This is a genomic window from Cupriavidus sp. 01L415 (assembly GCF_056400065.1).
Genome location: NZ_JBFTSP010000048.1, coordinates 1 through 20939 on the forward strand (window position 1 = coordinate 1; position 20939 = coordinate 20939).

Annotated in this window: 21 protein-coding genes and 1 pseudogene; 9 read left to right on the forward strand and 13 right to left on the reverse strand. The window is 62.1% G+C overall.

The window, feature by feature from the left end:
• Positions 1–531: 531 nt before the first annotated feature.
• A pseudogene (locus AC1DOX_RS29650) lies at positions 532–828 on the forward strand (3-keto-5-aminohexanoate cleavage protein); the annotation flags it as partial.
• Positions 829–1288: 460 nt separating this feature from the next.
• Here AC1DOX_RS29650 and AC1DOX_RS29655 read toward each other — a convergent pair.
• Positions 1289–1717: a hypothetical protein gene (locus AC1DOX_RS29655; RefSeq protein WP_441624271.1), complete on the reverse strand. Its 429-nt coding sequence runs from the start codon at positions 1715–1717 to the stop codon at positions 1289–1291.
• Positions 1718–1916: 199 nt separating this feature from the next.
• Positions 1917–2888 carry a helix-turn-helix transcriptional regulator gene (locus AC1DOX_RS29660; RefSeq protein ID WP_441624273.1) on the reverse strand — a complete coding sequence of 324 codons (972 nt, stop codon included), beginning with the start codon at positions 2886–2888 and terminating at the stop codon, positions 1917–1919.
• A gap of 95 nt (positions 2889–2983) precedes the next feature.
• On the opposite strand from AC1DOX_RS29660, the gene AC1DOX_RS29665 reads away from it, so the two are divergent.
• Positions 2984–3958: an oxidoreductase gene (locus AC1DOX_RS29665; RefSeq protein ID WP_441624275.1), complete on the forward strand. Its 975-nt coding sequence runs from the start codon at positions 2984–2986 to the stop codon at positions 3956–3958.
• Between the two features lie 175 nt (positions 3959–4133).
• Here AC1DOX_RS29665 and AC1DOX_RS29670 read toward each other — a convergent pair whose 3' ends face one another.
• The 5 genes from AC1DOX_RS29670 to AC1DOX_RS29690 all read right to left on the reverse strand — a co-directional run bounded on the left by AC1DOX_RS29670 (position 4134) and on the right by AC1DOX_RS29690 (position 8409).
• Positions 4134–5159 carry a Bug family tripartite tricarboxylate transporter substrate binding protein gene (locus tag AC1DOX_RS29670; protein ID WP_441624277.1) on the reverse strand — a complete coding sequence of 342 codons (1026 nt, stop codon included), beginning with the start codon at positions 5157–5159 and terminating at the stop codon, positions 4134–4136.
• A gap of 91 nt (positions 5160–5250) precedes the next feature.
• The gene (locus AC1DOX_RS29675) at positions 5251–5949 is read right to left on the reverse strand and encodes an AroM family protein (RefSeq protein ID WP_441624279.1); all 699 of its coding nucleotides are present in this window, start codon (positions 5947–5949) and stop codon (positions 5251–5253) included.
• Positions 5946–6869, reverse strand: a complete 924-nt coding sequence (locus AC1DOX_RS29680; protein WP_441624281.1) for a DUF1177 domain-containing protein — start codon at positions 6867–6869, stop codon at positions 5946–5948. The genes AC1DOX_RS29675 and AC1DOX_RS29680 overlap by 4 nt, the downstream gene beginning before the upstream one ends.
• Before the next feature lie 24 nt (positions 6870–6893).
• Positions 6894–7586: a dipeptidase PepE gene (gene pepE / locus AC1DOX_RS29685; RefSeq protein ID WP_441624283.1), complete on the reverse strand. Its 693-nt coding sequence runs from the start codon at positions 7584–7586 to the stop codon at positions 6894–6896.
• A 31-nt stretch (positions 7587–7617) separates the two neighbouring features.
• The gene (locus AC1DOX_RS29690; protein WP_441624285.1) at positions 7618–8409 is read right to left on the reverse strand and encodes an IclR family transcriptional regulator; all 792 of its coding nucleotides are present in this window, start codon (positions 8407–8409) and stop codon (positions 7618–7620) included.
• Between the two features lie 252 nt (positions 8410–8661).
• Between AC1DOX_RS29690 and AC1DOX_RS29695 the strand changes: the two genes are divergently transcribed.
• The 3 genes from AC1DOX_RS29695 to AC1DOX_RS29705 all read left to right on the forward strand — a co-directional run bounded on the left by AC1DOX_RS29695 (position 8662) and on the right by AC1DOX_RS29705 (position 11367).
• Positions 8662–9270 (forward strand): TetR/AcrR family transcriptional regulator, encoded by a 609-nt coding sequence (locus tag AC1DOX_RS29695; RefSeq protein ID WP_441624307.1) that lies wholly within the window; start codon positions 8662–8664, stop codon positions 9268–9270.
• Positions 9271–9387: 117 nt separating this feature from the next.
• On the forward strand, positions 9388–10197 hold the full coding sequence (locus tag AC1DOX_RS29700) for an oxidoreductase (RefSeq protein WP_441624287.1): 810 nt from the start codon (positions 9388–9390) through the stop codon (positions 10195–10197).
• A gap of 168 nt (positions 10198–10365) precedes the next feature.
• On the forward strand, positions 10366–11367 hold the full coding sequence (locus AC1DOX_RS29705) for an NADP-dependent oxidoreductase (RefSeq protein ID WP_441624309.1): 1002 nt from the start codon (positions 10366–10368) through the stop codon (positions 11365–11367).
• A 50-nt stretch (positions 11368–11417) separates the two neighbouring features.
• Here AC1DOX_RS29705 and AC1DOX_RS29710 read toward each other — a convergent pair whose 3' ends face one another.
• The 5 genes from AC1DOX_RS29710 to AC1DOX_RS29730 form a co-directional block, all read right to left on the reverse strand.
• Positions 11418–12113 (reverse strand): GntR family transcriptional regulator, encoded by a 696-nt coding sequence (locus tag AC1DOX_RS29710; RefSeq protein ID WP_441624289.1) that lies wholly within the window; start codon positions 12111–12113, stop codon positions 11418–11420.
• A gap of 113 nt (positions 12114–12226) precedes the next feature.
• A complete protein-coding gene (locus AC1DOX_RS29715) occupies positions 12227–13228 on the reverse strand; it encodes a TRAP transporter substrate-binding protein (protein WP_441624291.1) in 1002 nt (333 codons plus the stop codon).
• A gap of 60 nt (positions 13229–13288) precedes the next feature.
• Positions 13289–14554: a TRAP transporter large permease gene (locus AC1DOX_RS29720; RefSeq protein ID WP_092136928.1), complete on the reverse strand. Its 1266-nt coding sequence runs from the start codon at positions 14552–14554 to the stop codon at positions 13289–13291.
• A 1-nt stretch (position 14555) separates the two neighbouring features.
• Entirely contained in the window at positions 14556–15200 is a 645-nt protein-coding gene (locus tag AC1DOX_RS29725) for a TRAP transporter small permease (RefSeq protein ID WP_441624293.1), read from the reverse strand.
• Positions 15201–15347: 147 nt separating this feature from the next.
• Positions 15348–16262: a dihydrodipicolinate synthase family protein gene (locus tag AC1DOX_RS29730; RefSeq protein WP_441624295.1), complete on the reverse strand. Its 915-nt coding sequence runs from the start codon at positions 16260–16262 to the stop codon at positions 15348–15350.
• Positions 16263–17375: 1113 nt separating this feature from the next.
• Here AC1DOX_RS29730 and AC1DOX_RS29735 point away from each other — a divergent pair.
• From AC1DOX_RS29735 to mctP, 4 genes are all read left to right on the forward strand, one after another.
• Positions 17376–17921, forward strand: coding sequence for a hypothetical protein (locus AC1DOX_RS29735; RefSeq protein ID WP_441624297.1), 546 nt, complete (start codon positions 17376–17378; stop codon positions 17919–17921).
• 351 nt (positions 17922–18272) lie between these two features.
• Entirely contained in the window at positions 18273–18425 is a 153-nt protein-coding gene (locus AC1DOX_RS29740) for a hypothetical protein (RefSeq protein WP_441624299.1), read from the forward strand.
• Positions 18426–19007: 582 nt separating this feature from the next.
• Positions 19008–19205, forward strand: a complete 198-nt coding sequence (locus tag AC1DOX_RS29745) for a DUF3311 domain-containing protein (protein ID WP_441624301.1) — start codon at positions 19008–19010, stop codon at positions 19203–19205.
• Positions 19202–20698 carry a monocarboxylate uptake permease MctP gene (gene mctP, locus AC1DOX_RS29750; RefSeq protein WP_441624303.1) on the forward strand — a complete coding sequence of 499 codons (1497 nt, stop codon included), beginning with the start codon at positions 19202–19204 and terminating at the stop codon, positions 20696–20698. The genes AC1DOX_RS29745 and mctP overlap by 4 nt, the downstream gene beginning before the upstream one ends.
• Before the next feature lie 58 nt (positions 20699–20756).
• Here the strand turns inward: mctP and AC1DOX_RS29755 are convergent.
• Positions 20757–20939, reverse strand: a 183-nt coding sequence (locus AC1DOX_RS29755; protein WP_441624305.1) for an IS3 family transposase, incomplete at its 5' end; no start/stop codon positions are given.

The following is a 20939-nucleotide window of genomic DNA, read 5'->3' on the forward strand; positions in this document are numbered from 1 at the left end:
GGTTCAATCACCACCGGCTGATGGAACCCCTTGGCTATATCCCGCCCGCCGAAGCTGAGGCAAACTACTATCAGCAGCTTCAAATGCCTGCCGCTGAAACGCTATTAACTTAAACCAACCAGCCTCCACGGTACCCGGGGCGGTTCAGTCGGGCGAAATGAATGTGATCTTCGTGCCAAATCGAAAGTGGGGTGGTCACCGCGCGCTCCTTGGAAACGGACTATGCTCACGTCGCCTTCGACACAAGATCAAATCGAAGCAACTTACTTACTACAGTATTTCTCGATCCAGAGACTGCCATGACATGGATCAATGGATCGAGGCGTGACTCGCGAGTGCCGCCCCAGGGCGAGCTCGGAATCAGTCGGCGGTTACCGTCCTTCTGGGCCAACGGTCCGATGAGTACCGCTGACGCTGCCTTCTTGGCGAGGCTTGCGAAGGCGATGCGGCCAAGTGCCTGTCGGACGACACCCGCCACATGCTGGCGGAACTGAAGCCGACGCCGGACCGGGTGACAATCGCCATAAACACCACGTGCTGCCGCTCAACATGATGGCCATCGCCATGGGACTGCATGTGCGTTGCGGGATCGAAGACAACATCTGGACGCAGCGACGGGACCGCAAGATGGGCACGGTCGAACAGATCGAGCAACTCGTACGGATCTCGCGCGAATTCGGTCGGGACGTCGCCAGCGCGAAGGAAGCAAGGGAAATCTACAAGATCGGTACGTTCTACGACAGCACCGACGAGACTCTGGCGGAGAATGGCTTCGCGCCAAACCGCAAGCCTGGCCAAGTCGGATTCACTCGGCACGCGCGTCGTTGATTTGCAGGGCTGGGCTTGCGCGGTTGTGGATCGCCTCGACATCGGGTCTCTCATCCGGTCCGGGGCGCTCCCAAAGAGAAGTCGGAACTGTCACCTTCGCAATGGCCGATTCGAAGGTGAAGGTCCGTTGTTTAAGTGAAGCCGCCGCTGGAATGGCTAGGTGAAGGCTATGGCGAATGACCGCTAGTGGCCCGATCGCCGACCTCGATGAAGCCAGCAAGGATAGCCGCGCACGGGCTCACGGCGCGAGCATGATCACTTCCAGTGAGGTCCGCCATGCGTGGTGACCATTCTCGTTCGATCAAGATGCAGGCATTGCGTCCTTATATGCCATGGTTTCCTACATCGGGCGCCACTGGTAGATCGCGTGCAGATTTCCCTTGTAGGAACAGCCATCACGCACGCGACCGTGCGCGAAGCCTCGTGATGCCGTGCCTTATCTCGGATTGCCCGCCTGCTGTCAGGCCATTTCACTGGCAGGTTCGCCAGCCAGCGCGGCTTCCGTCTCATCGGTCAGCGTGCTTTCCGCTATCGCGTTGTCGACTTGGGAAACCATGTCGCCCAGGCCGATGGCGACCGTGATATTCGGCGTCCAGTTCTTGCGGTCGGTGCTGACCTCGGCAAACGTGGTCACCGTTGCGGTGTAGCCCTGCGCTCTGAGGTCGTCGGCTAGCCGTTGCGCGCGCGATTCCAGCGCTGCTTGCGGATTGTCTTCGTTGATGTCGAGTACCAGGCTGGTCTCGAATTCTTCCTTGCCCCTCTGGATTGCCGTTTGCATTGCCTTGAGTTGCTTGTTCGCGAGCGCGACGAGCTTGCTGTACCTGGATTCTTCCTGGCTGGCGCGCAGTGCCTTGGCGGCGTTGATGATTTCGGTGCGGTCCACGAACATGATTGCCTTTCGAGGTGAGGGAGAGAAAGCGCAGGCGACGCACGGGCTTGACTACTGGAGCCAGCTTTTCCGGGATTCGGCGACTACTGTATAAATATACAGTAGTCGCCGACTAACCGGCAAGGAGTAAAGCGTGAAAGTCCCTGACAGCGGAAGACCCACCTGACATGCCCTGTGCTCCCTCACGAGAGAGCAGCCTTTAGAAAGCGGCGCTTGCCTCGTTTTCGGATGTGCCGCGCTTGCGCGCCGAAGGCTCCTCTTCGAGCGTCTTTCGATATCGCCCCGGTGCTGTCCCAGTCACGCGCTTGAATGCGTGACTGAAGGCACTTTCCGACGTATAGCCGATCGCTTCTGCGACTTCCGCGACTGGTGTGCCTGCGCGCAGTTCTCGCTTCGCGAGATGCATGCGCCAGTTCGTCAGGTAGGTGAGCGGGGGCACGCCCATCACTTCGCGAAAGTGCACGACGAAGGAGGTGCGGGACATGCCGGCTTCCTGTGCGAGACCTTCCAGACTCCAGGCGCGCCTGGGGTTCGCGTGCATCGCCGCGAGGCTGGGAGCCAGACGTCTGTCACCCAAGGCCCTGAGCCAGCCACCGTCGCTTTTCGGTGACTGCATGACGTAGGCCCTGAGCGTTTGCACAAAAAGAAGCTGAGCCAGTTCTGCCAGCACAATGGTCCATCCGGGACGCGTCGGGGGCTTCATTTCACGGACGATTTGTTCGAGCAGCCAACCAAGGCTTTCTGCTTCGCGATGAGCGCCGCTGACTTGAATGAGTGGCGGGAGACCACCAAGGAGCAGAGGCTGATGCCGGTCGTCGATCTCTACCATCCCGCCCAGCATCACGAAATCTTCACCGTGCCCCAGGCGGTAATCGCCATTTTCGTCCTGGGCAAGCGGTGTCGTGACGGCGTCTGCAATGAGATGTGGTGCGCTGGCCAGAACCAGGGGACGGGAGCCGTTCGTGACCAGAATGTCTCCGCGCTCGAACTGCGCAGGGCTCGCCATCCCCTCCATGAAATACCAGCAAGCCCCCTCGACAGCTGCACTGAATTTCACCGCATCGAGATTGGCAAAGCGGCGCCCCCAGCTTCCACCGGCGACGAGCCGCCCGGAGAGACGGCATCGGGCACGAACGAGGTTGAGCAGATCCGAGAGAAGGTCGGTGGCCATTTTCGAACTATCACGCATAAAGCGCGGCCTATCAAGCATTCTAAGTACGGGCAGGGCGGGCTAAAGTGCCTCCGTCCTTCAAATGGAGAGATTCCATGCCCACTTTGCAAGCCCCCATTGGATCCGGGTTCGGTCCGGCCACCACCGCCGCAGAAGTCATTGCAGGCATCGACCTCACGGGCAAGAATGTCGTCGTGACAGGCGGGTATTCCGGAATCGGTGTTGAAACCGTCCGGGCTTTCCGCTCGGCCGGCGCAACGGTTATCGTGCCCGTTCGCGACGTGGCCAAGGCTCAGGAAGCACTTCGCGACATTCCCGGCGTGGTTCTGGAGGATATGGACCTGCTCGATCCGGCGTCGATCGACAGGCTTGCGGAACGTGTGCTCGCAGCGACGGATTCGCTCGACATCCTGGTCAACAACGCGGGCATTATGGCGCCGCCGCTCTCGCGCGACGCGCGTGGTTACGAATCGCAATTCGCCGCCAACCATCTTGGCCATTTTCAGCTCACCTGCCGGCTTTGGCCTGCCTTGCGCCGTGCCAGCGGGGCTCGCGTCATTGCACTCAGTTCCTACGGGCACCGGCGCGCGGGGGTCGACTTCCACGATCCCAATTTCGAGGCCCGCGAGTACGACCCGTGGATTGCCTACGGCCAATCAAAGACCGCGAATGCGCTGTTCGCGGTCGCGCTGGATTCGATCGGGCAGCACCACGGTGTGCGCGCTTTCTCCGTGCATCCGGGCGGCATCGTGACGGGACTCGTCCGGCACATGTCGCAAGCGCAGATCGATGCGAGCGAGATCCTCGACAAGGAGGGCAGGCCGATCATTGATCCGCAGAACAATAAGAAGACGCCGCAACAAGGTGCTGCCACGACCGTATGGTGTGCGACGAGCCCGAAGCTTGACGGCATGGGTGGCGTTTACTGCGCCGACTGCGAGATCGCCCGCGCACTGCCTTCTGACGATTCAACGGAGCTGCACGGCGTACGTCCGCGAGCGACGGACCCGGTGGCCGCCGGGCGCCTTTGGCAACTCAGCGAGCAACTGACCGGCGCACGCATCGATTGAGGAGGTCGGATATGCGATACGGCCGGCTCGGGAGCGCCTACTTGCTGGACTGGCGGTCCGCGGATGGTTTGGGGAGCCGCGCAGCGTGTGCAGCGGTGGTGGGCACCGGATTGAGGGGCCACCGCGTGCCGCCTGCCGACAGCGGCACGCAGCACGCAGCACGCTGATAGCGCGATCAGTCGAGCGAGATCTTTGCTGACTTGATCACGTCGGCCCACATCTTCCGGTCTTGCGCCAGGAAGCTGCTGAAGTGCTCGGGCGTGTCGCCCACTGGTTCGGAGCCGAACTCGGCCATCTTCTTCCGAACTTCCGGATTGGCCATCGCGTTGACCAGCGCCTGGTTGTAGCGGGTCACGATGGCTTTGGGCAGGTCCTTCGGCCCGAAGATGCCTTGCCAGGTCGGCATGTTGAAATCTTTCAGGCCGCTCTCGGCAAGCGTCGGCACGTCAGGCAACAGCGGCGATCGCCTGGTGCTGGTGACCGCCAGCGCCTTGACCTTGCCCGTCTTGGCCAGCGCGGCTGCCGTGGTGATGTTGTCCACGGTCATGGCGATATGGCCACCCATCAGGTCCGTGATGACCGGCGTGGCACCCTTGTACGGGGCGTGAACCATATCGATGCCGAGCCGGTGCAGCATGGTTTCGGCAATCAGGTGGTTGGAGGTGCCGACGCCGGCGGTGCCATAGGTGACCTGAGGCGTCTTTTTCACATAGGCGACGAAGTCGGCCATGGTCTTCACCGGTAGGGAAGGGGTCACGATGATCACATTGGGCTGCGTGGCCAGCATGGCGATGGGCGTGAAGTCATCGACTTTGTACGGCGTGCCCTTGGGATTGAGCAGATGGGTCACTGCCATCGCGCCGGCGGCGCCCATGCCGATCGTGTAGCCGTCGGCCGGGGCCTTGGCCAGCTTGTCGGCGGAGATGTTGCCACCCGCGCCGGGCACGTTTTCCACCACCACCGGCACCCCCAGGCTTTCCGAAAGCGGCGCTTGCACCAATCGCGCCAGCAGATCAGCCGAGCCACCGGGAGCAAAGCCCACCAGCAGCCGTACCGGCTTTGTCGGCTTCCACTCCTCGGCCTGTGCGGCCGCCGTGGTTGCCATGCTGACGCCTGCCCCCACGCCAATGATCATTGCACCGCGCGCCAGCGGTACCATCCGCTTCGCCACCCATTTCGCTACGCCTATTGTCGTTACCATCTTCACTTCCACTCCAGCGTTGTCGCGGGCAATCTGTCAGCGGGCTTGCCCTTACCCGATAAAAGGATTCGTTCTCGCCTTGATTCAGGCTTCAGGCGTCCGTGCCGGCCAGGACCTGCCCCAGCAACTTCGCCACCATGCGGTTGGAGAGCAGCACCGGCGCGCCCGCATGGGCAGCCACTTCAGCGCGCATGGCTTCAGTAAAGCCCATGCAGTGCATCACGATCAGGTCACAACCGCGCAGCGCCTCGCCCGCCTGCGCGAACCGGCCGCTGGCGGCATCGGTGTAGGGTGAGGCATGCGTGACGCGCAGCGCGCATGGCACGGATTGGATCAGGTGGAAGTCCTTCACCTGGGCCTCGAGTGGCAGCACGATCCCCAGTTGCTTGCATCCCTGCGCAAGCGCCATGGTCAGGTGGTCGACCACCTGTTGCGGCTCGATCACCAGCGTGCGCAGGGCGGGAAGGGCAGTGCCGGTGCACAGCGGCACCAGGACGTCGAAGCGGCCGTCATCGAGCGAGGTCATCAGCCGCGCCAGCATCGCTTCGGCCGCCGGCTTGCCCATCACCACCTGGCTGCCGTCGCGCAGGCGGCTGGCAAAGCGGTACTCGCCCGGCGCGGGCGCAAGGTCCGCGATCTCTTTTGCGGTCAGCGTATCCAGAATGCCGAATTCCTCCACGGCCACGGGCAGGCCAAGGTCGGCGGTCATCTGCGGCACCACATCCACCCGCGGCGCCTGGCCGATGGTGACAAACGCCACGCGCGGCTGGCGAGCCGTTGCCGTGCTCATGCCTCGTGCCCCACAGTCTGCAGATGAGCCAGCGAACCGTAGCGTCGCTGCAGCGCCGCCCACTCGGCCTCGTCATGGAACGCACATTCGCCGGCGCCAAACTGCTTGGCCACCTCGATGCAGAATCGCGTGGCCACGTCCAGATCGAATGCATTGGTCGCGCCGGTGGCGCAGCCCGGCACCGTGGTTTGCGCGGTCAGTGCCACGCCGACGACGGGGGCAGGGGTCACGATGGTTGGCTGCATGATCGAGTTGACGTGCCACAGCCCGTTCTCGTACGGCGTGATGTCCTGCGTAGTCAGCGGCAGCACGACCGGCAGTTCGCCACTCACCCAGCCCATCAGGTCCAGCATTCGCTCCGGCAGGCGTAACAGCCAGCCTTCCTTGGCCACCGGTGTCAGCGCCACGCCGCGCCGGTTGACGAAGCGGTTGCCGCGCGATGTGTCCACCGACAGGATGGCCGCCATCTTCGGATGTACCTCGTGCGTCATCATCTTGCGCATCGCGAACGGCGACTTCATCATCGGCACCGGCTGATGCGGCCGCGTGGCGGCGTGTGGACAGATATGCGTGTGGATGCGCACCGGGCCAGCCAGCACATCGCCCGAGGCGGCCATATCGGCCAGTTTCAGCGCCGTGGCTACCGCGACAATCGCGCCGTCGGCATCGGAGACCAGGCCGGTCACCGCCGGACGCGCCCCAACCCCGCCCAGCCGGCCCACCACGCCCAGGGCAGGGGCCTCGGGGTTTCGGCCGGGCAGCGTGCAGGCGAGGAAATCGGTGTGGAGACCGTTTTCCTCCACGCGGGTGACCGTCACATCGGCGACGCCGCGCGAACGCAACAGCGTAGCAACCGTCTCGCCATCGACATGGGCCGCAGACAGCAACTCGATCGATTCAATGACCTGCTTGATGGACATCTTGCTTCAATTCCTGTGAGGCGTTTAGCGAGGCAGCGGCGATTCGGGCGGCAGATCCAGCGTCTGCGTGCCCTTGAACCAGCGTGCGGCATGCGGGCCGCCCAATTTCATGTGGTCGCCGGATACACGCAGCCAGGTGCCTTCCGGCAGTCCCAGGACGGGTACGTCTGGTTTCAGCGTCGTGAACTCGGCCAGCCGCTGGTCACGCGTCTCGCCACGGAAGCCCGGCACCATGAGATTGAGGTAATGCGGATTGATCTGGAAGGGCAGCAGCGCCAGGGCGTCCAGGCCGCCTGGATCTACCACCGGCATATCGTTGGTGGTGCAGATCGTCGGGCAGGCCAGATTGGTGCCGGCACTCCAACCCACGAAGCGCGCGCCGCCCGACCGCACGCGCCGCGCGATGGGCGCCAGCAGCTTGCGGTCACGCAGGCACTGCAGCAACCTGAAGGTGTTGCCACCCCCAACGACGATCAGTTCCGCGGCTTCTACCGCCGCGACCGGATCGGTTGCGCGATGCAGTGATTGCACGGCGAGGCCAGCCGGCAGCAAAGCCTCGCTGACCATGGCCTCGTACGCGTCCCAGTCGCGCGTCACGCCCGCGAACGGTACGAAGCAGGCCGTCTTGCAGCCCGCGGCGAGTTCCGCAATGGCGCCCTGGGCGTGGACCAGGTAGCCCGCCTCGCTGGTGGAATTGCTCAGTAACAAAAGTTCCATGAAGAGTTCGCTGAGGGATCGATGAAAGTTGCTAGTGGCTGGCCGCTGCGTCGGCGGGCCGGATCCACAATGGATCGCCGATGCGCTGTCCCACCGGCGCCACGGCACGCACCAGCGTGTCGCGCAGTGCGTGCGCCTGCGCCTGGCCCACCTGCATCGCGGTAAACGAGAGGCACAGGCCCCGCACGTCACCGGAAACCGGGTCAGCCAGCGTGGTCGCCACGGCGCCAATGCCGGGCATGCCCTCGTTGATGGCCATGGCGCTGCGCTCGCGATGCGCCGTCGCCACGCGCTCCCGCAGCTCACCGACGGTGGCGGGGCAGTTGGCTGGGGGCTCCGGCAGCTTGCGGGCATCCGAGCTGCCATATCGTGCGCTGAGTTCCGCCTCCGGCAGGCGCGAAAGCAACACCCGGCCCATCGCGGTGGTAAATGCCGGGCGACGTGTACCCGGCGGCGACAGTACCTGCACCGGGTTGCTGCCGTTCAAGCGCTGCAGCACCACGGTGTCAGTACCGTCGAGCATCGACAAATAAGTGGTAAAACCGGTGGAATCCGACAGCGCGACCAGGATCTCCCGGCACTGCTCGTCAAACGGATGCGCCTGCGTTGCCGCCTGTGCCGCGCGAATCAGCAGCGCGCCGGGCCGGTAACGCCGCGTGGCCGGCTGCAATTCCAGCAGCCGGTAGCGCACCATCTGCGCGAGCAGGCGCGATGCCGAGCTCTTGGCGAGGCCAAGTTCGTCGATGACGTCGTTGAAGGTGATCTCGTGCCGGCCGTGATCGAACAGGTTCAGCACGCTTTCCACGCCTTCCAGAATGCTCAAGCCAACTCCTTTGCTTTCTTGCTGCAGCTTCACATGGTTCCGTTTTTCGGAACCGTGGTTCTGAAAAATGATTTGCAAATGGTAGCGCCAGGGAAGGAAGATTTCAAGGAGGGCATCCTTCGGCGTGCCCGGAGTCAATGAACGGTCACGCCTGGATAAGCCGGATAACAAGTGGAGCTTGTTGCGCTGCCTGGGGACGCAGATCGATCTCCATCACATGCCTCCGAGCAGCAAATTGCGCCGACATGCGATATGATGATCATCATGAAGAAGTCGCCAATCAATCGAAAAACCGTCAGCCGCAAGGAAATCACGCACGAGCGCATCGTCGAAGTTGCCGCACGCGCGATCCGACGCAGCGGCTACGACGGCACGGGCGTGGCCGACATCATGAAGGAGGCCGGCCTGACGCATGGCGGCTTCTATGCCCACTTTCCATCACGCGAGGTGCTGCTTGCCGAAGCTGCCGATCGCGCCGGTGCTGAAGCCGTGGCGCTGTCGGAACATATCGCCGCTTCCGTGCCGCCGGAGCAAGCATTGCCGTCGATGGTGCGCGCTTATCTGTCGAAAGAGCACTGTGAAGGCATAGAGACGGGCTGCCCGGTTTCCGCCCTTGGTTCAGAGATGCCGCGCCAGGCGCCGGCCGTGCGGCGCGCGGCCACCCGCCGCATCAAGGAAATGATCGACGTCGTTGCGCGCCAATTGCCCGATTGGGGCCAGCCAGGCGCGCACGAACAGGCACTTGTGACGGTTGCCACCATGGTTGGCACCATGGTGCTGGCGCGTGCCGTTGACGACCCCAAGCTGTCGGAAAATTTTCTTGACGCAGCACTGAAGAAACTCGCGCCCACTGATGCATAAATCCGGCAGTCCGCGCCGGTTCTCGCTGCGCCAAAAATATGACGTTCGTCATAATGTGGGAAGCTGGATGCCCGACCAACCCCGTAAAAGAGCATTCCTCAACATAGGAAGGACATTATGGAAGCCAAGATAGCGCTCGTTACGGGCGCCTCATCAGGAATCGGCGAAGCCACGGCAAAGCGGCTTACGAAGGCCGGATACAAGGTCTACGGCACCAGCCGGGGCGGTGCACAAGCCGGCCAGCGCACGTTCGAGATGCTGCCACTTGATGTGACCAGGGAAGAGTCAGTCGAGGCTGCCGTCAAAGAAGTGCTTCGCCTGCACGGTCGCATCGATCTACTGGTGAACAACGCTGGGTTCGGCGTCGCCCCCGCCGCTGCAGAAGAGAGTTCGATTGACCAGGCCCGCGCGATCTTCGATACGAACTTTTTCGGGATTGTCCGCATGACGCGCGCCGTGTTGCCCCATATGCGGCAACAAGGCCGCGGCCGCATCATCAACATCGGCTCTGTGCTGGGTTTCTTACCTATGCCTTATATGGCGCTGTATTCCGCCACCAAGCACGCAGTCGCAGGCTATTCGGAGTCGCTCGACCATGAGTTGCGCACGATGGGCATCCGGGTATCGGTCATTGAGCCTGCCTATATCAAGACGCCTTTCGACGCGAATTTCCTGGCGCCTGATGCAGCCCTCGATGCGTACTGCGAGGTGCGCTTGGCCGTGGGTAAGCGAGTGAAGGAGGTGGTCGAAGGCGCCGACGGTCCTGAGATCGTGGCCGAGACCGTACTGCAGGCCGCCATCGCGGCTCATCCGAAACTCCGCTATGCCGCCGGTGGACGCGCCCGCCGTTTGCGTTTGCTACGCAGATTTGCGCCCGCGGGCCTGGTAGACGCCGGTATTCGCAAAGATCTGCGGCTCGCAACGTAGACGGCGCCATTGTCTCCTCCCCGTTCAAAGGGGCAGATGACATGGACGTGCTGGATAGCTGTCGACACCAACGCCTGACTGTGCCGCGACCGATCTGCGGCGCTACATCCGTTCCAATCCCTGCAAAACAGCTTGACGTAACAAACGAGAAACTGACAAGGAACCATGATGAAGGCATTCGTCGTTGATCGATATGGACGCAAGAATGGCGTACGAGCTACCAATATGCCGGTCCCGGAGCTGGGCGAGGACGATCTACTGATCCAGATTCACGCCGCCGGCGTGAACCCTCTCGATTCCAAAATCAGGGACGGAGAGTTCAAGTTAATCTTGCCTTATCGTTTGCCACTGATTTTGGGCAATGATCTGGCAGGGGTTGTTGTCCGCGTCGGATCGCGCGTACGACGATTCAAACCGGGCGATGAAGTGTATGCGCGACCGCACAAGGATCGCATCGGCACTTTCGCGGAATTCATGGCGGTCAAAGAGGATGGCGTGGCCCTCAAGCCCACCGCACTCACGATGGAGGAAGCGGCTTCAATTCCGTTGGTGGGATTGACCGCCTGGCAGGCGCTGATCGAAAAAGGGCAACTCAGGAAAGGGCAGAAAGTGCTCATACACGCCGGCTCGGGTGGCGTTGGTACCTTTGCCATTCAGCTGGCGAAGCACGTGGGTGCGACCGTCGCGACGACAACGAGCGAGCGGAATCTCGAACTGGTGAAGCGTCTCGGCGCGGATGTTGTCATCGATTACAGGAAAGACGACTTTGCGGCCATCCTGAAGGACTACGACCTGGTACTGGATACGCAGGGCGGACATGCTCTCGAGAAGTCGCTGCGAGTGCTCAAGCCGGGGGGGAGACTCATCGGGATTGCTGGTCCGCCTGATCCCGATTTTGCGAAGGAGATGGGTGCCTCTTGGTTCCTGAAAGCGGCGATGCGCTTTCTGAGCTATCGCATCAGAAGAGCGGCGAAACGTCGTGACGTGAGCTACTCATTTCTCTTCATGCGTGCCAATGGAGACCAGCTAGGCCAGATCGCCACACTCATCGACGCAGGTGCGATAAGGCCCGTGATCGATCGGATTTTCCCGTTCGAATCAACCAGCGAGGCCTTGGCTTACGTCGAAACTGGACGTGCAAAGGGTAAGGTTGTCATCAAGATCCGATAGAAGGAGGCAGGCCGATGCGGCGATGGAGGCGCTCGCCGCGCACCCCCTACTCAGGCGTCGATCACGCGCCGCGCGAAGCGTTCCAGATAGTCCATCAGCAAATCCGCCCCGTTGGCGGCTTCGCTTTCATTGCCGCTGGCAATGGCCTGCGCCATGGCCAGGTGGGCCTGGGCGCCTTCGGCGATCTCGCCTTCGTGCTGGTATGCGTACCAGAAGCGCCGGCACTGCACGATCAGCGGGATCACTGCCTTGACGGCCGAGCGGTTGCGGCAGGCGGCGTGGTTGACGTGGTCGAGCGCCTGGTCGGCGGCCATGTAGTCGTCGAGGTTGCCGCGCTGGGCGGCCTTGACCATCTTCTGCGCGCTGACGATCAGCGCCTTGCGCTGGGCGTCGGTCGCGCGGCGCGCGGCGTTGGCGGCGATGAGCCGTTCCAGCACGCGACGTGTGGCAATGACGTCCAGGTGGTCCATCACATCGATCGTCGACACGATCAGGCCGCGCCGGGGTTGCTGGATCACGAGTCCCATCGACACCATGCGCACCAGCGCCTCGCGCACAGGCGTGCGGCCAAGCTCCGTCATCTCGGCGAGATCGGCTTCCACCACGGGGCTGCCGGGTGCGATCTCAAGCTTGGAGATCAGCGTCTCGATCTTGTCGTAGGCGATATCGGTGGCGCGCCGCTTCTCGCGTTTGTCGTCTTCGGGGCGACGCGCCGTAGCGCTCTGGTTCTTGGGAAGCGTAGGCATCTCGGTCGGATTGGCAACGTGGCGTGCGCGTGCGGGCAGGGGCGGGCACGCGCCGCCAGCGAGGGCGGCGGACGACATTATGCCGTGACCGCCGTCGGCTGGCACCTTCGCGCTCAGAGCGTGGCGCCGATCTTTCGCAGTTCGGGGATTGCTGGTGCCTTGGCCAGCCACATGGCGTCGAACTTCTGGATAGCCGGTTGCGGATCGTAGCTGGAGGCGCTCTTGAAGCTCACCGACGACTGCTTGAGCTTTTCGATCAGCCCCGCTTCCGTGGTGACGATGTCGTTGATCTGCGCGGTCAGCGATTGCGTGACCAGCGCGCGAACGAGGTCCTTGTCCTTCGGGTCCAGGCCTTGCCAGATGCGGCCCGAGACCAGCGGGGCGAACGGCATGAACAGCGCGTTCATCGGCAGCAGCGACTTCGAGATCTTGTCGTAACGCTGGTTCCAGGACAGCTCGATGTCGGCCTCCAGTCCATCCACCTGACCGTTGGTCATCGCATCGAACACGGCGGGGGTGGGGATCGGCGTCGGCGCGGCACCCAGCATCGAGTAGAAGTCGCGATACACCGGCGTGGGGTTAATGCGCAGCTTCATGCCCTTGAGGTCGTCGGGCGAGTTGATGTCGCGCGTGGCGAAGACCACGCGCATACCCGTGATGCCCCAGCCCAGCCCGATGGTGCCGGTCTCGCGCGGCAGGGCATCGAGCAGCTTCAGCGCCGCCGGCGTGCGCACGAGCTTGGCTACGCTGCTCGTGGAACGCACCAGGTAGGGGGCATTGATGGCCGCAACGCTCGACACGCGGGAGCCGAGTTCGGCGGCCTGTATCCACCCCATGTCCAGCGCGCCGGACTGGAGCTGCTGCATCATCGCGGATTCGTTGCCGAGCTGGCCAGAGTGGAACACGGTGACGGTCAGGCGACCGTCGGTTTCCTTCTTGAGCGACTCGCCGAACGCCACGGCTGCACGGTTCCACGAATGGCCGGCGGGCGTGATCAGGCCCAGCCGGAATTCCTTGGTGGTGGCGGCGCGCGTCGTGGACGTGATCACCATTGGCGCGGCGACGGTGGCCAGCGCGGTGGTCTTGAGAAAGCGGCGGCGGGAAATGAGGGACATGGCGGCTCCTGTGCGTTCGGGTGGATGACGGTGAAGCGGGTGGGGTGGAATGGTTCCGGGCTAGTCCAGCAATCCGATGGACAGGCTTGGGTACAGCGAAAGCAGCACCAGGCCGACGCAGCTGACCAGGAAGAACGGCAAGGTGATCATGAACATCTTGCCCGGCTTGGCGCCCGTGACGGCTGATGCCACGAAGAAGCTCAGTCCCACCGGCGGCGACATCAGGCCGAGCACGAGGTTGATGACGATGACCACGCCGAAGTGACGCGGATCGATGTGGTAGACCTCGGTGGCCACCGGCAGCAGAATTGGCACGGTCATGATCAGCCCGGGAATGCCATCGATCACGGTGCCGATGATCAGCAGGATCACGTTGGCCAGCAGCAGGAACGCGATGGGGCTGTGCGCGACGGTCTGGATCCATGTCGCCACCATCTGCGGGATCTTTCCGTAGATCAGCAGCCACGAGAACACGGCGGCCGCGGCCACGAGGAACAGCACGATGCCCGAGTAGATGGCGGAGCGCAGCAGGATCGCCGGCAGCGTGCGCAGGTCGAACTCCTTCGTGACGTAGCGCCCGACGAGCGCCGCAGCCAGCGCGCCGACGGCCGCCGCCTCGGTGGGGTTGGCCACGCCGCCGAGGATCGAGCCGACGATGACCATCGGGATCAGCAGCGTCGGACTCGCCTGAATCACGGTCAGCACGCGCTCGCGCAACGACTTGCGCTCGCTGCGGGGGTAGTTATAGAACAGCCCCATGATCGCGATGATGATGAAGAACAGCACCGTCAGCAGCAGGCCCGGCAGGATGCCCGCGATCAGCATGTCGCCCACGGCGACCTGCGCGAGCACGCTGTACACCACGAACATCACGGAAGGCGGGATGATCGGCCCCAACATCCCGCCGTAGACGGTCAGCCCGGCCGCAAAGGTCTTGTCGTAACCCTGCTTCTCCATCTCGGGGACCATGACCTGCGCCATGATGGCCACCTGAGCGGTGGCCGAGCCGATGATCGATGACACCAGCATGTTGGCAAGGATGTTGACGTAGGCAAGGCCACCCTTGATCGATCCGACGAACGCCATCGACAGGTCCACGAGCCGGCGCGTGATGCCGCCGCTGTTCATGATCTCGCCGATCAGGATGAACAGGGGAATGGCGATCAGCCCGTAGCTGTCCACGCCTGCGAACATCTGCGTGGGGAACGACTGCAACAGCACGGTGTTGCCGGTGCTGAAGATGAACGCCAGGCCCGAGAGGCACAGGCAGATGCCGATCGGCACGCCGACCAGCATGACGCCGCAGAAGAAGAACGTTGTCGCCATGTCAGTTCACCGTCTCGGAGTTGCCCACATGGAATTCGGGGAACGTGCGGCGCGGCACGAATTCAAGATCCTCAAGCAGGTTGGCCAGCGCGTGAAGGCTCAGGGTGAACGAGAACAGCGGCATGATGAGCTGGAGCACCCAGACCGGCCATTCCAGCGTCTGCGTGTGTTCGGTGTAGAGGAAGTTGAACGTCTCGGCCGCGTATTCCCGGGCGTCGAAGTGGTGGCGCGCGATGCCGACCGGATCCATCCAGCTCCAGCACATGGCCAGCATCGACAGGCCGAACACGAGCACGCCCGCGGTGGAGAGGACCTTGGCCATCCTGGCGGCCTTCGGCGACAGGTGCTCGGTGAGCAGGCCGACCGCGAAATCCAGCCGCAGCCGCGTCATGATCGAGGCGCCGACGAACGTCAGCCAGACCACCGCGTAGACGGATGCTTCGTCCACCCAGTAGAGCGGCAGGCCCGCGTAGCGCGTCACGACGTTGAGCAGGATCAGCAATACGAGCAGCGTCATGAATCCGCCGAGCACATGGCGCTCGGCGGCGAGCACGGCGTCCGAAAATCGAAGCACCCAGCGTACCGGCCGGGCGACCGTGGCCGTGGCGGGCGCATCGGCCGCTGTGAGGGAAGGAAGGTCAGGCATTGCTGAAAGGCTCCAGGACGAAGGTGCGATCGGGGCGCGGATGTCCCGCGCGTTGTCGCGACGGCGTGAGCAATTTGGATGCCAGTCGGGAGGATGGTGGCCTGCGGCGGCGCCGGACTGCACGAGCGAGGCCGCCGCAGGCGCGCGTCATGCCACCGACTGGTATTGCACGGGCCGGGTGGCCAGCGCCTGGCGTACCACACGCTCGACGAACGCGCGCTCCTCGCCTACCAGCGGCAGACGCGGGCGGCGCATGAACTCGGTGCCCACGCCAACGATGGTGTCGATCAGCTTCAGGTTCTGCACCAGCTTGTTCGACACATCGAGATGCAGCATCGGCGTCATCCATTGATAGAGCTTGAGCGCCTCGGCGAAGTTGCCGGCCTTCATCAGCTCGAACAGGGCGACGGTTTCACGCGGGAATGCGCAGCCCACGCCGGCGAGCAAGCCGTCGCAGCCAAGCGCCAGCCCTTCATAGGCGAGGTCGTCTACGCCCATGAAGATCTGATAGCGGTCCCCCAATGTGTTGCGCAAGTCGGTTACGCGACGGATGTCGCCGGTGCTTTCCTTGATCGCCGCCACCCATTTACAGTCGGCGAGTTCGACCATGTGCTCGGGCTTGAGGTCAACGCGATACGCGACCGGGTTGTTGTAGACCATGACCGGCTTCTGCGCGACCTCCGCCATGGCGCGGACGTTCTGCATCGCCTCGCGGGCGTCGGCAACGTAGATGACCGACGGCATCACCATGAAGCCGGCCACGCCGAGCTTGTTCGCGCCGTCGATATAGCGCAGCGCTTCGCGCGTGCTGGTCTCCGAAACGTTAGCCAGCACCGGGATGCGGCCGTCAGCCGCTTCCAGCGCGATGCGCGCGACATCGAGCTTCTCCTCGAGCGTCAGCGTGCTGGCTTCGCCCAGCGAGCCGCACGTTACCAGGCCGCTGATGCCGTTGCGGATCTGGAAGTCGATATGCCGGATTGTGCCTTCCGCGTCGATCCGCTCGTCAGCGTGGAATTTGGTCGTGACGGCCGGGAAAATGCCGGTCCAGCGGGGATTGCTCATGAGAACTCCTCGGTTTGGAAAGGAGCGCCCGATGGTCCTCGCGGCGAGGCACCAGGCGCGTAGATATCTGCTTAATATATTTAGGATATCTTCCAGCATTGGTCCAGCAAGAGCAATGCCAGTGGAAACCCTGATTGGCGAAAAGCCCGGAATCCGGCTTGCGGGGCCGATTGGGAGGAAGGCTGGAGGAGGTTGCGCGCAACCTGCGCTGACGGCGGGGAGGGGTCTTGGCCCCGTGGCGGGGCATGGCGTGCACCGGAGGCGTGTCTGGTGCACCGGTGCTGCGAACCTATGCAACGACCATCTGCACAAAAACGTGGATGAAGTTCCGCACTACGTTTGGGACGCTATTTGAGTTGTGTACAGTCCTCCGACGCGCGACGAGCACCAAGCGTATCTGCCCAAGGTGTTTGCCATGGCAGGACGGGCCAGCGCATCGTCTGTCGTGGCATACCTGGGCGTCGCTGCGATTGGGGGCCTGGAAGCAAGTCCACAATCCAACCGCGTTGCGGAGTTGCTCGTCGACTGGAGAAGCAGAGATTCACCAGTATCCCGAAAAGAAGGGCGAGCTTTGCCTCGGCGTCACGAAGTGGCTGTGGATTAAACCGGTCGATGTAACGCACTGAAAACTGCGTAAGCACTGCCGGTGTAGCTCAATCCGAGTAGGGCGCATGTGATAGGTGCTGAAAATGAAAGCTGCTTCAGATAGCCGACAATTTGACCTCGCTCCACTCGCTTCCCAATGCGCGGTGGGGTCGCCCAGACTCGCCAAGGAAAATGCCAAGGAACTGTATCCCGTCTCTCGCCGCTCCCCGGAGTGTGTGGTCGACCACGGAAGGGGTCGTGCGAACGGCCATGGCGGCTTGTGGCCCAAGCAGGTCAATGTGAGGCCGCCCGCCGTAGGTCCGCTACTGGCCGGCCTCCGACGGACGCTCATCGCGAAGCTGGGACCGTCCCATGCACAACTAAAATGCGCCATTCGAAAGCATTAGCGAGCGTTCAGGACGTAGCGAGTGGCCCCTCTCATTGGGGGTGTCGAGAAAAAGTGCTCAAGTCTCACAAGCTGAGAGCCGAAGAAGCAAGTCGTCCATAATCAACTCTTGGAAAAAAAGAATGAAACGGGTCCTGATCGCGGTTTCCGCCTTGTGTCTAGCTGCGTGCTCGACATACATGCCACAGCGCTACTCGATTTCCGCTGACAACAATGTCGCGCTGAAATCTCTCTCAGTGGGGAATATCAACGTTGGAAGCTTCAGCGGAGTCAAGGACTTCAACGGCATGTGCCGTGGCGCTGGCCCTATTGCGCCGCCGGACAGCATTTCCTTTGAGGCTTATGTACAAAAGGCATTGGCGGATGAACTTAAGGTCGCGGGCATGTTCGACGACAAGACCCCGAAGGTTACCCTTTCCGGTGCTCTTACACAGCTTGAGTTCTCATCGTCCCGTGCTCTGACTGGTGGATCATGGGACATAGGACTCGTTGTGTCATCGTCTAATGGCAAGAAAGTGTCCGCGTCGGAACACTACGAATTCAATAGCGGCTTTATCGCCGATACTGCCTGCAAACAAACGGCCGAGGCCTATTTGCCTGCGGTACAGAATCTCATCGGAAAAGTCGTAAAGTCACCAGAGTTCAAGTCACTCGTCGTGGCAGAGTAGGAGTCCACGCCGGTCGCGTAGACCGGCCCCCTCATTTGTCTCAACCGACCGCTGACGCCGGCAGCCAGATTCGTGGACGACTGCTTCTGGCCGAACACGAAAGTTCGCTGGTCGCCAGGCTCGACGCGATCACGGATTTCCGCTTACGACCCATCTGCGCCCTTCAGCGGTTCACGTGCACATGACTGAGCATTGCTGCTAAGCGGTCGTTCGCACCCCTTCTGAGAGCACGAGGCACTGAAGCTATCCGTGATGTCGCCGGCACGGTCAGAGAGTGTGGCATCCTGCACAGGATCCAGCAGGTCTCATTATCTAGTTCGGGTGCTGGTGCTAACGACTCTACGTGCAAAAATGAAAAAGATCTGGATCTACATGGCTGGCATCGCACCGTTCGCCTTCTTCTACGAGGCCCTTAAGGCCCTAACCAGTGGCCCTATCTTTCTTGGTCTGGCAATCATCTACTTGCTCATCGTTCGATGGCTCGCCGAGAAGTTCGGGAAATGAAAAGCGTAGCCACAGGGAGTTCGCCTTCTAATTCCGCATCTTGATTTCACGACAGGAAACTGCCTGTGGGCGGCTTTGTGACTGTGCAAAAGTGGTCGCGAACGACGGAATTGGCTTGGATAGCAGCCCTTTTAGAAGCGAATGTCGGATGTCGCCTTGTGGCCGCACTGAGACGTTGCTGCCGCGCAGCACGTGACAGTGATATGGCTCTCGCGGTGGCGCGATCGGGCGTGCCAACGGAAAGCATCAGAATCCGCTCGGACCGGCTCTCGCCGGTGACACTTTTAATTCGCATCGCCCAAAGCCTTAGTCAGCGGGGATCACAGGGAGCTTGAGACGCCACCTGCGCGCTGTGTTTCCGAAGGCATGTGTGTCGGGGGCAACCTTCTTACACTGGCTCGTCATTGTATCGGTGTGTGTACGGGAAGCATGCTGATGCAGAGCGATACATGCACGCCGGTTTCCGTCGCACAGCGACACATTCCCCTCAGCGCCAACTCCTAGAATCGGTCCCCACGAACCGTGCGGCAGCGAAACACCGACGACACGCGCGGATTGAAACCATCTACCGGAGAAATGGACATGGAGACATCGAACCAGGCAAGGCGCGCACGGATATGGCCGCTGTTGCTTGCCCCGTATATCGCACTGCTGTGGTTGCCGTTCTACAACGACGCGCAGCCCGCCCTGTTTGGCTTTCCGTTCTTCTACTGGTACCAGTTTCTCTGGGTGCCGCTGACGTCAGTTCTGCTGTATATCGTGTACCGGAGCCAGCGATGATCGATCCGCAAAAAATCGACGGCGTCGCGATGACGGTCTTCATCGCGTTCTTCGCCCTGGTCACCGTTCTCGGGTTTGTTGCCGCCCGCTGGAAACGCGGGGACCTGTCGCAGCTTCATGAATGGGGGCTGGGTGGCAGGCAGTTTGGCACGCTGATTTCGTGGTTCCTCGTCGGCGGCGACTTCTACACGGCCTACACCGTGATCGCGGTGCCCGCGCTCGTGTATTCGGTGGGCGCCTACGGGTTCTTCGCGATGCCGTACACGATCATCGTGTATCCGTTCGTGTTTGCTGTGATGCCAAAGCTCTGGGAGGTGTGCAAACGCAAGAATCACATCACCGCAGCCGACTATGTGCAGGGCGAGTTTGGCGGCAAATGGCTGCCAGCGGCGATAGCGGTGACCGGGATCGTTGCCACGCTGCCCTATATCGCATTGCAGCTTGTCGGCATGCAGGTCGTAATCAAGGGGCTGGGTGTTGATGGCGAGATTCCGCTGATGCTCGCGTTCGCCATCCTGGCCGTGTACACGTACTCTAGCGGCCTGCGCGCACCCGCGATGATTGCGTTCGTAAAGGACATCATGATCTACATCGTGGTGATCGTCGCGGTGTCCGTGATTCCGGCCAAACTTGGTGGCTATGGCGCGCTGTTCCATGCCGCCGACACGTTCTTCGCGGCCAAGGGTGGTGCAGCTGGTGTCATGCTGAAACCATCGCAGTTCACGGCGTACGCAACGCTTGCGCTTGGATCGGCGCTGGCCGCTTTCATGTATCCGCATACGATGACCGGCGTGCTGTCATCGGGTTCGGCGAATACGGTGCGCAAGAACGCCATCGCGCTGCCGGCCTACACGCTGTTGCTGGGCCTGATCGCGCTGCTCGGCTACATGGCCATCGCCGCCGACGTGCATGTGAAGTCCGCTTCCGACGTGGTGATGGCGCTGCTGTCGCGCCTGTTCCCCTCGTGGTTCGTAGGCTTTTCGGCGGCGGCCATCGCCATTAGCGCGCTGGTACCTGCAGCCATCATGTCGATCGGAGCAGCCAACCTCTTTACGCGCAACCTGTATAAGCCGCTGATCGCACCCGACGTGACCCCGGAAAAGGAGGCCAGGAACGCCAAGCTGTTCTCGTTGATCGTCAAGTTCGGCGCGTTGCTGTTCATCGTCGTGCTGCCGACCCAGTTCGCGATCGACCTGCAACTGCTTGGGGGCGTGTGGATCCTGCAAATCTTCCCTGCCGTGGTGTTCTCGCTGTACACGCGTCGCCTGACGTCTGCCGGCCTGCTCGCCGGGTGGTTCATCGGCATCGTGACCGGTACGGCGCTGGCCATCTCGATGGGGTTGAAACCGGTCTATCCGCTGCAGCTTGGCGGGGTGACGTATCCGGTCTACATCGGCGTGCTTGCTCTGGCGGTGAACATCGTCGTGTCGGTGATCGTGTCCGCGATCATGCCCAGAACACGCGCGATGACCGCGGTGGCGGCAGGTCGCTGAATCCGCGCAAACGAAAAAGGGGCGCTGTGAACTGACCCCGTAAAGTTGGACGGGTAAGTTATGCGGCCAAGGGCTGAGTCCTGTATTGCACRGGGCTCAGCCCATTTAGCTTTAGCTTGATGCGGTCGTGATTGTAATACCGGATGTATTCGGCAATGCTGCGTCGCAGTTGGTCGATGTCCGCAAAGCGCTCTAGCCGGAAGCACTCTGACTTGAGCGTGCCGAAGAAGCTCTCCATCGC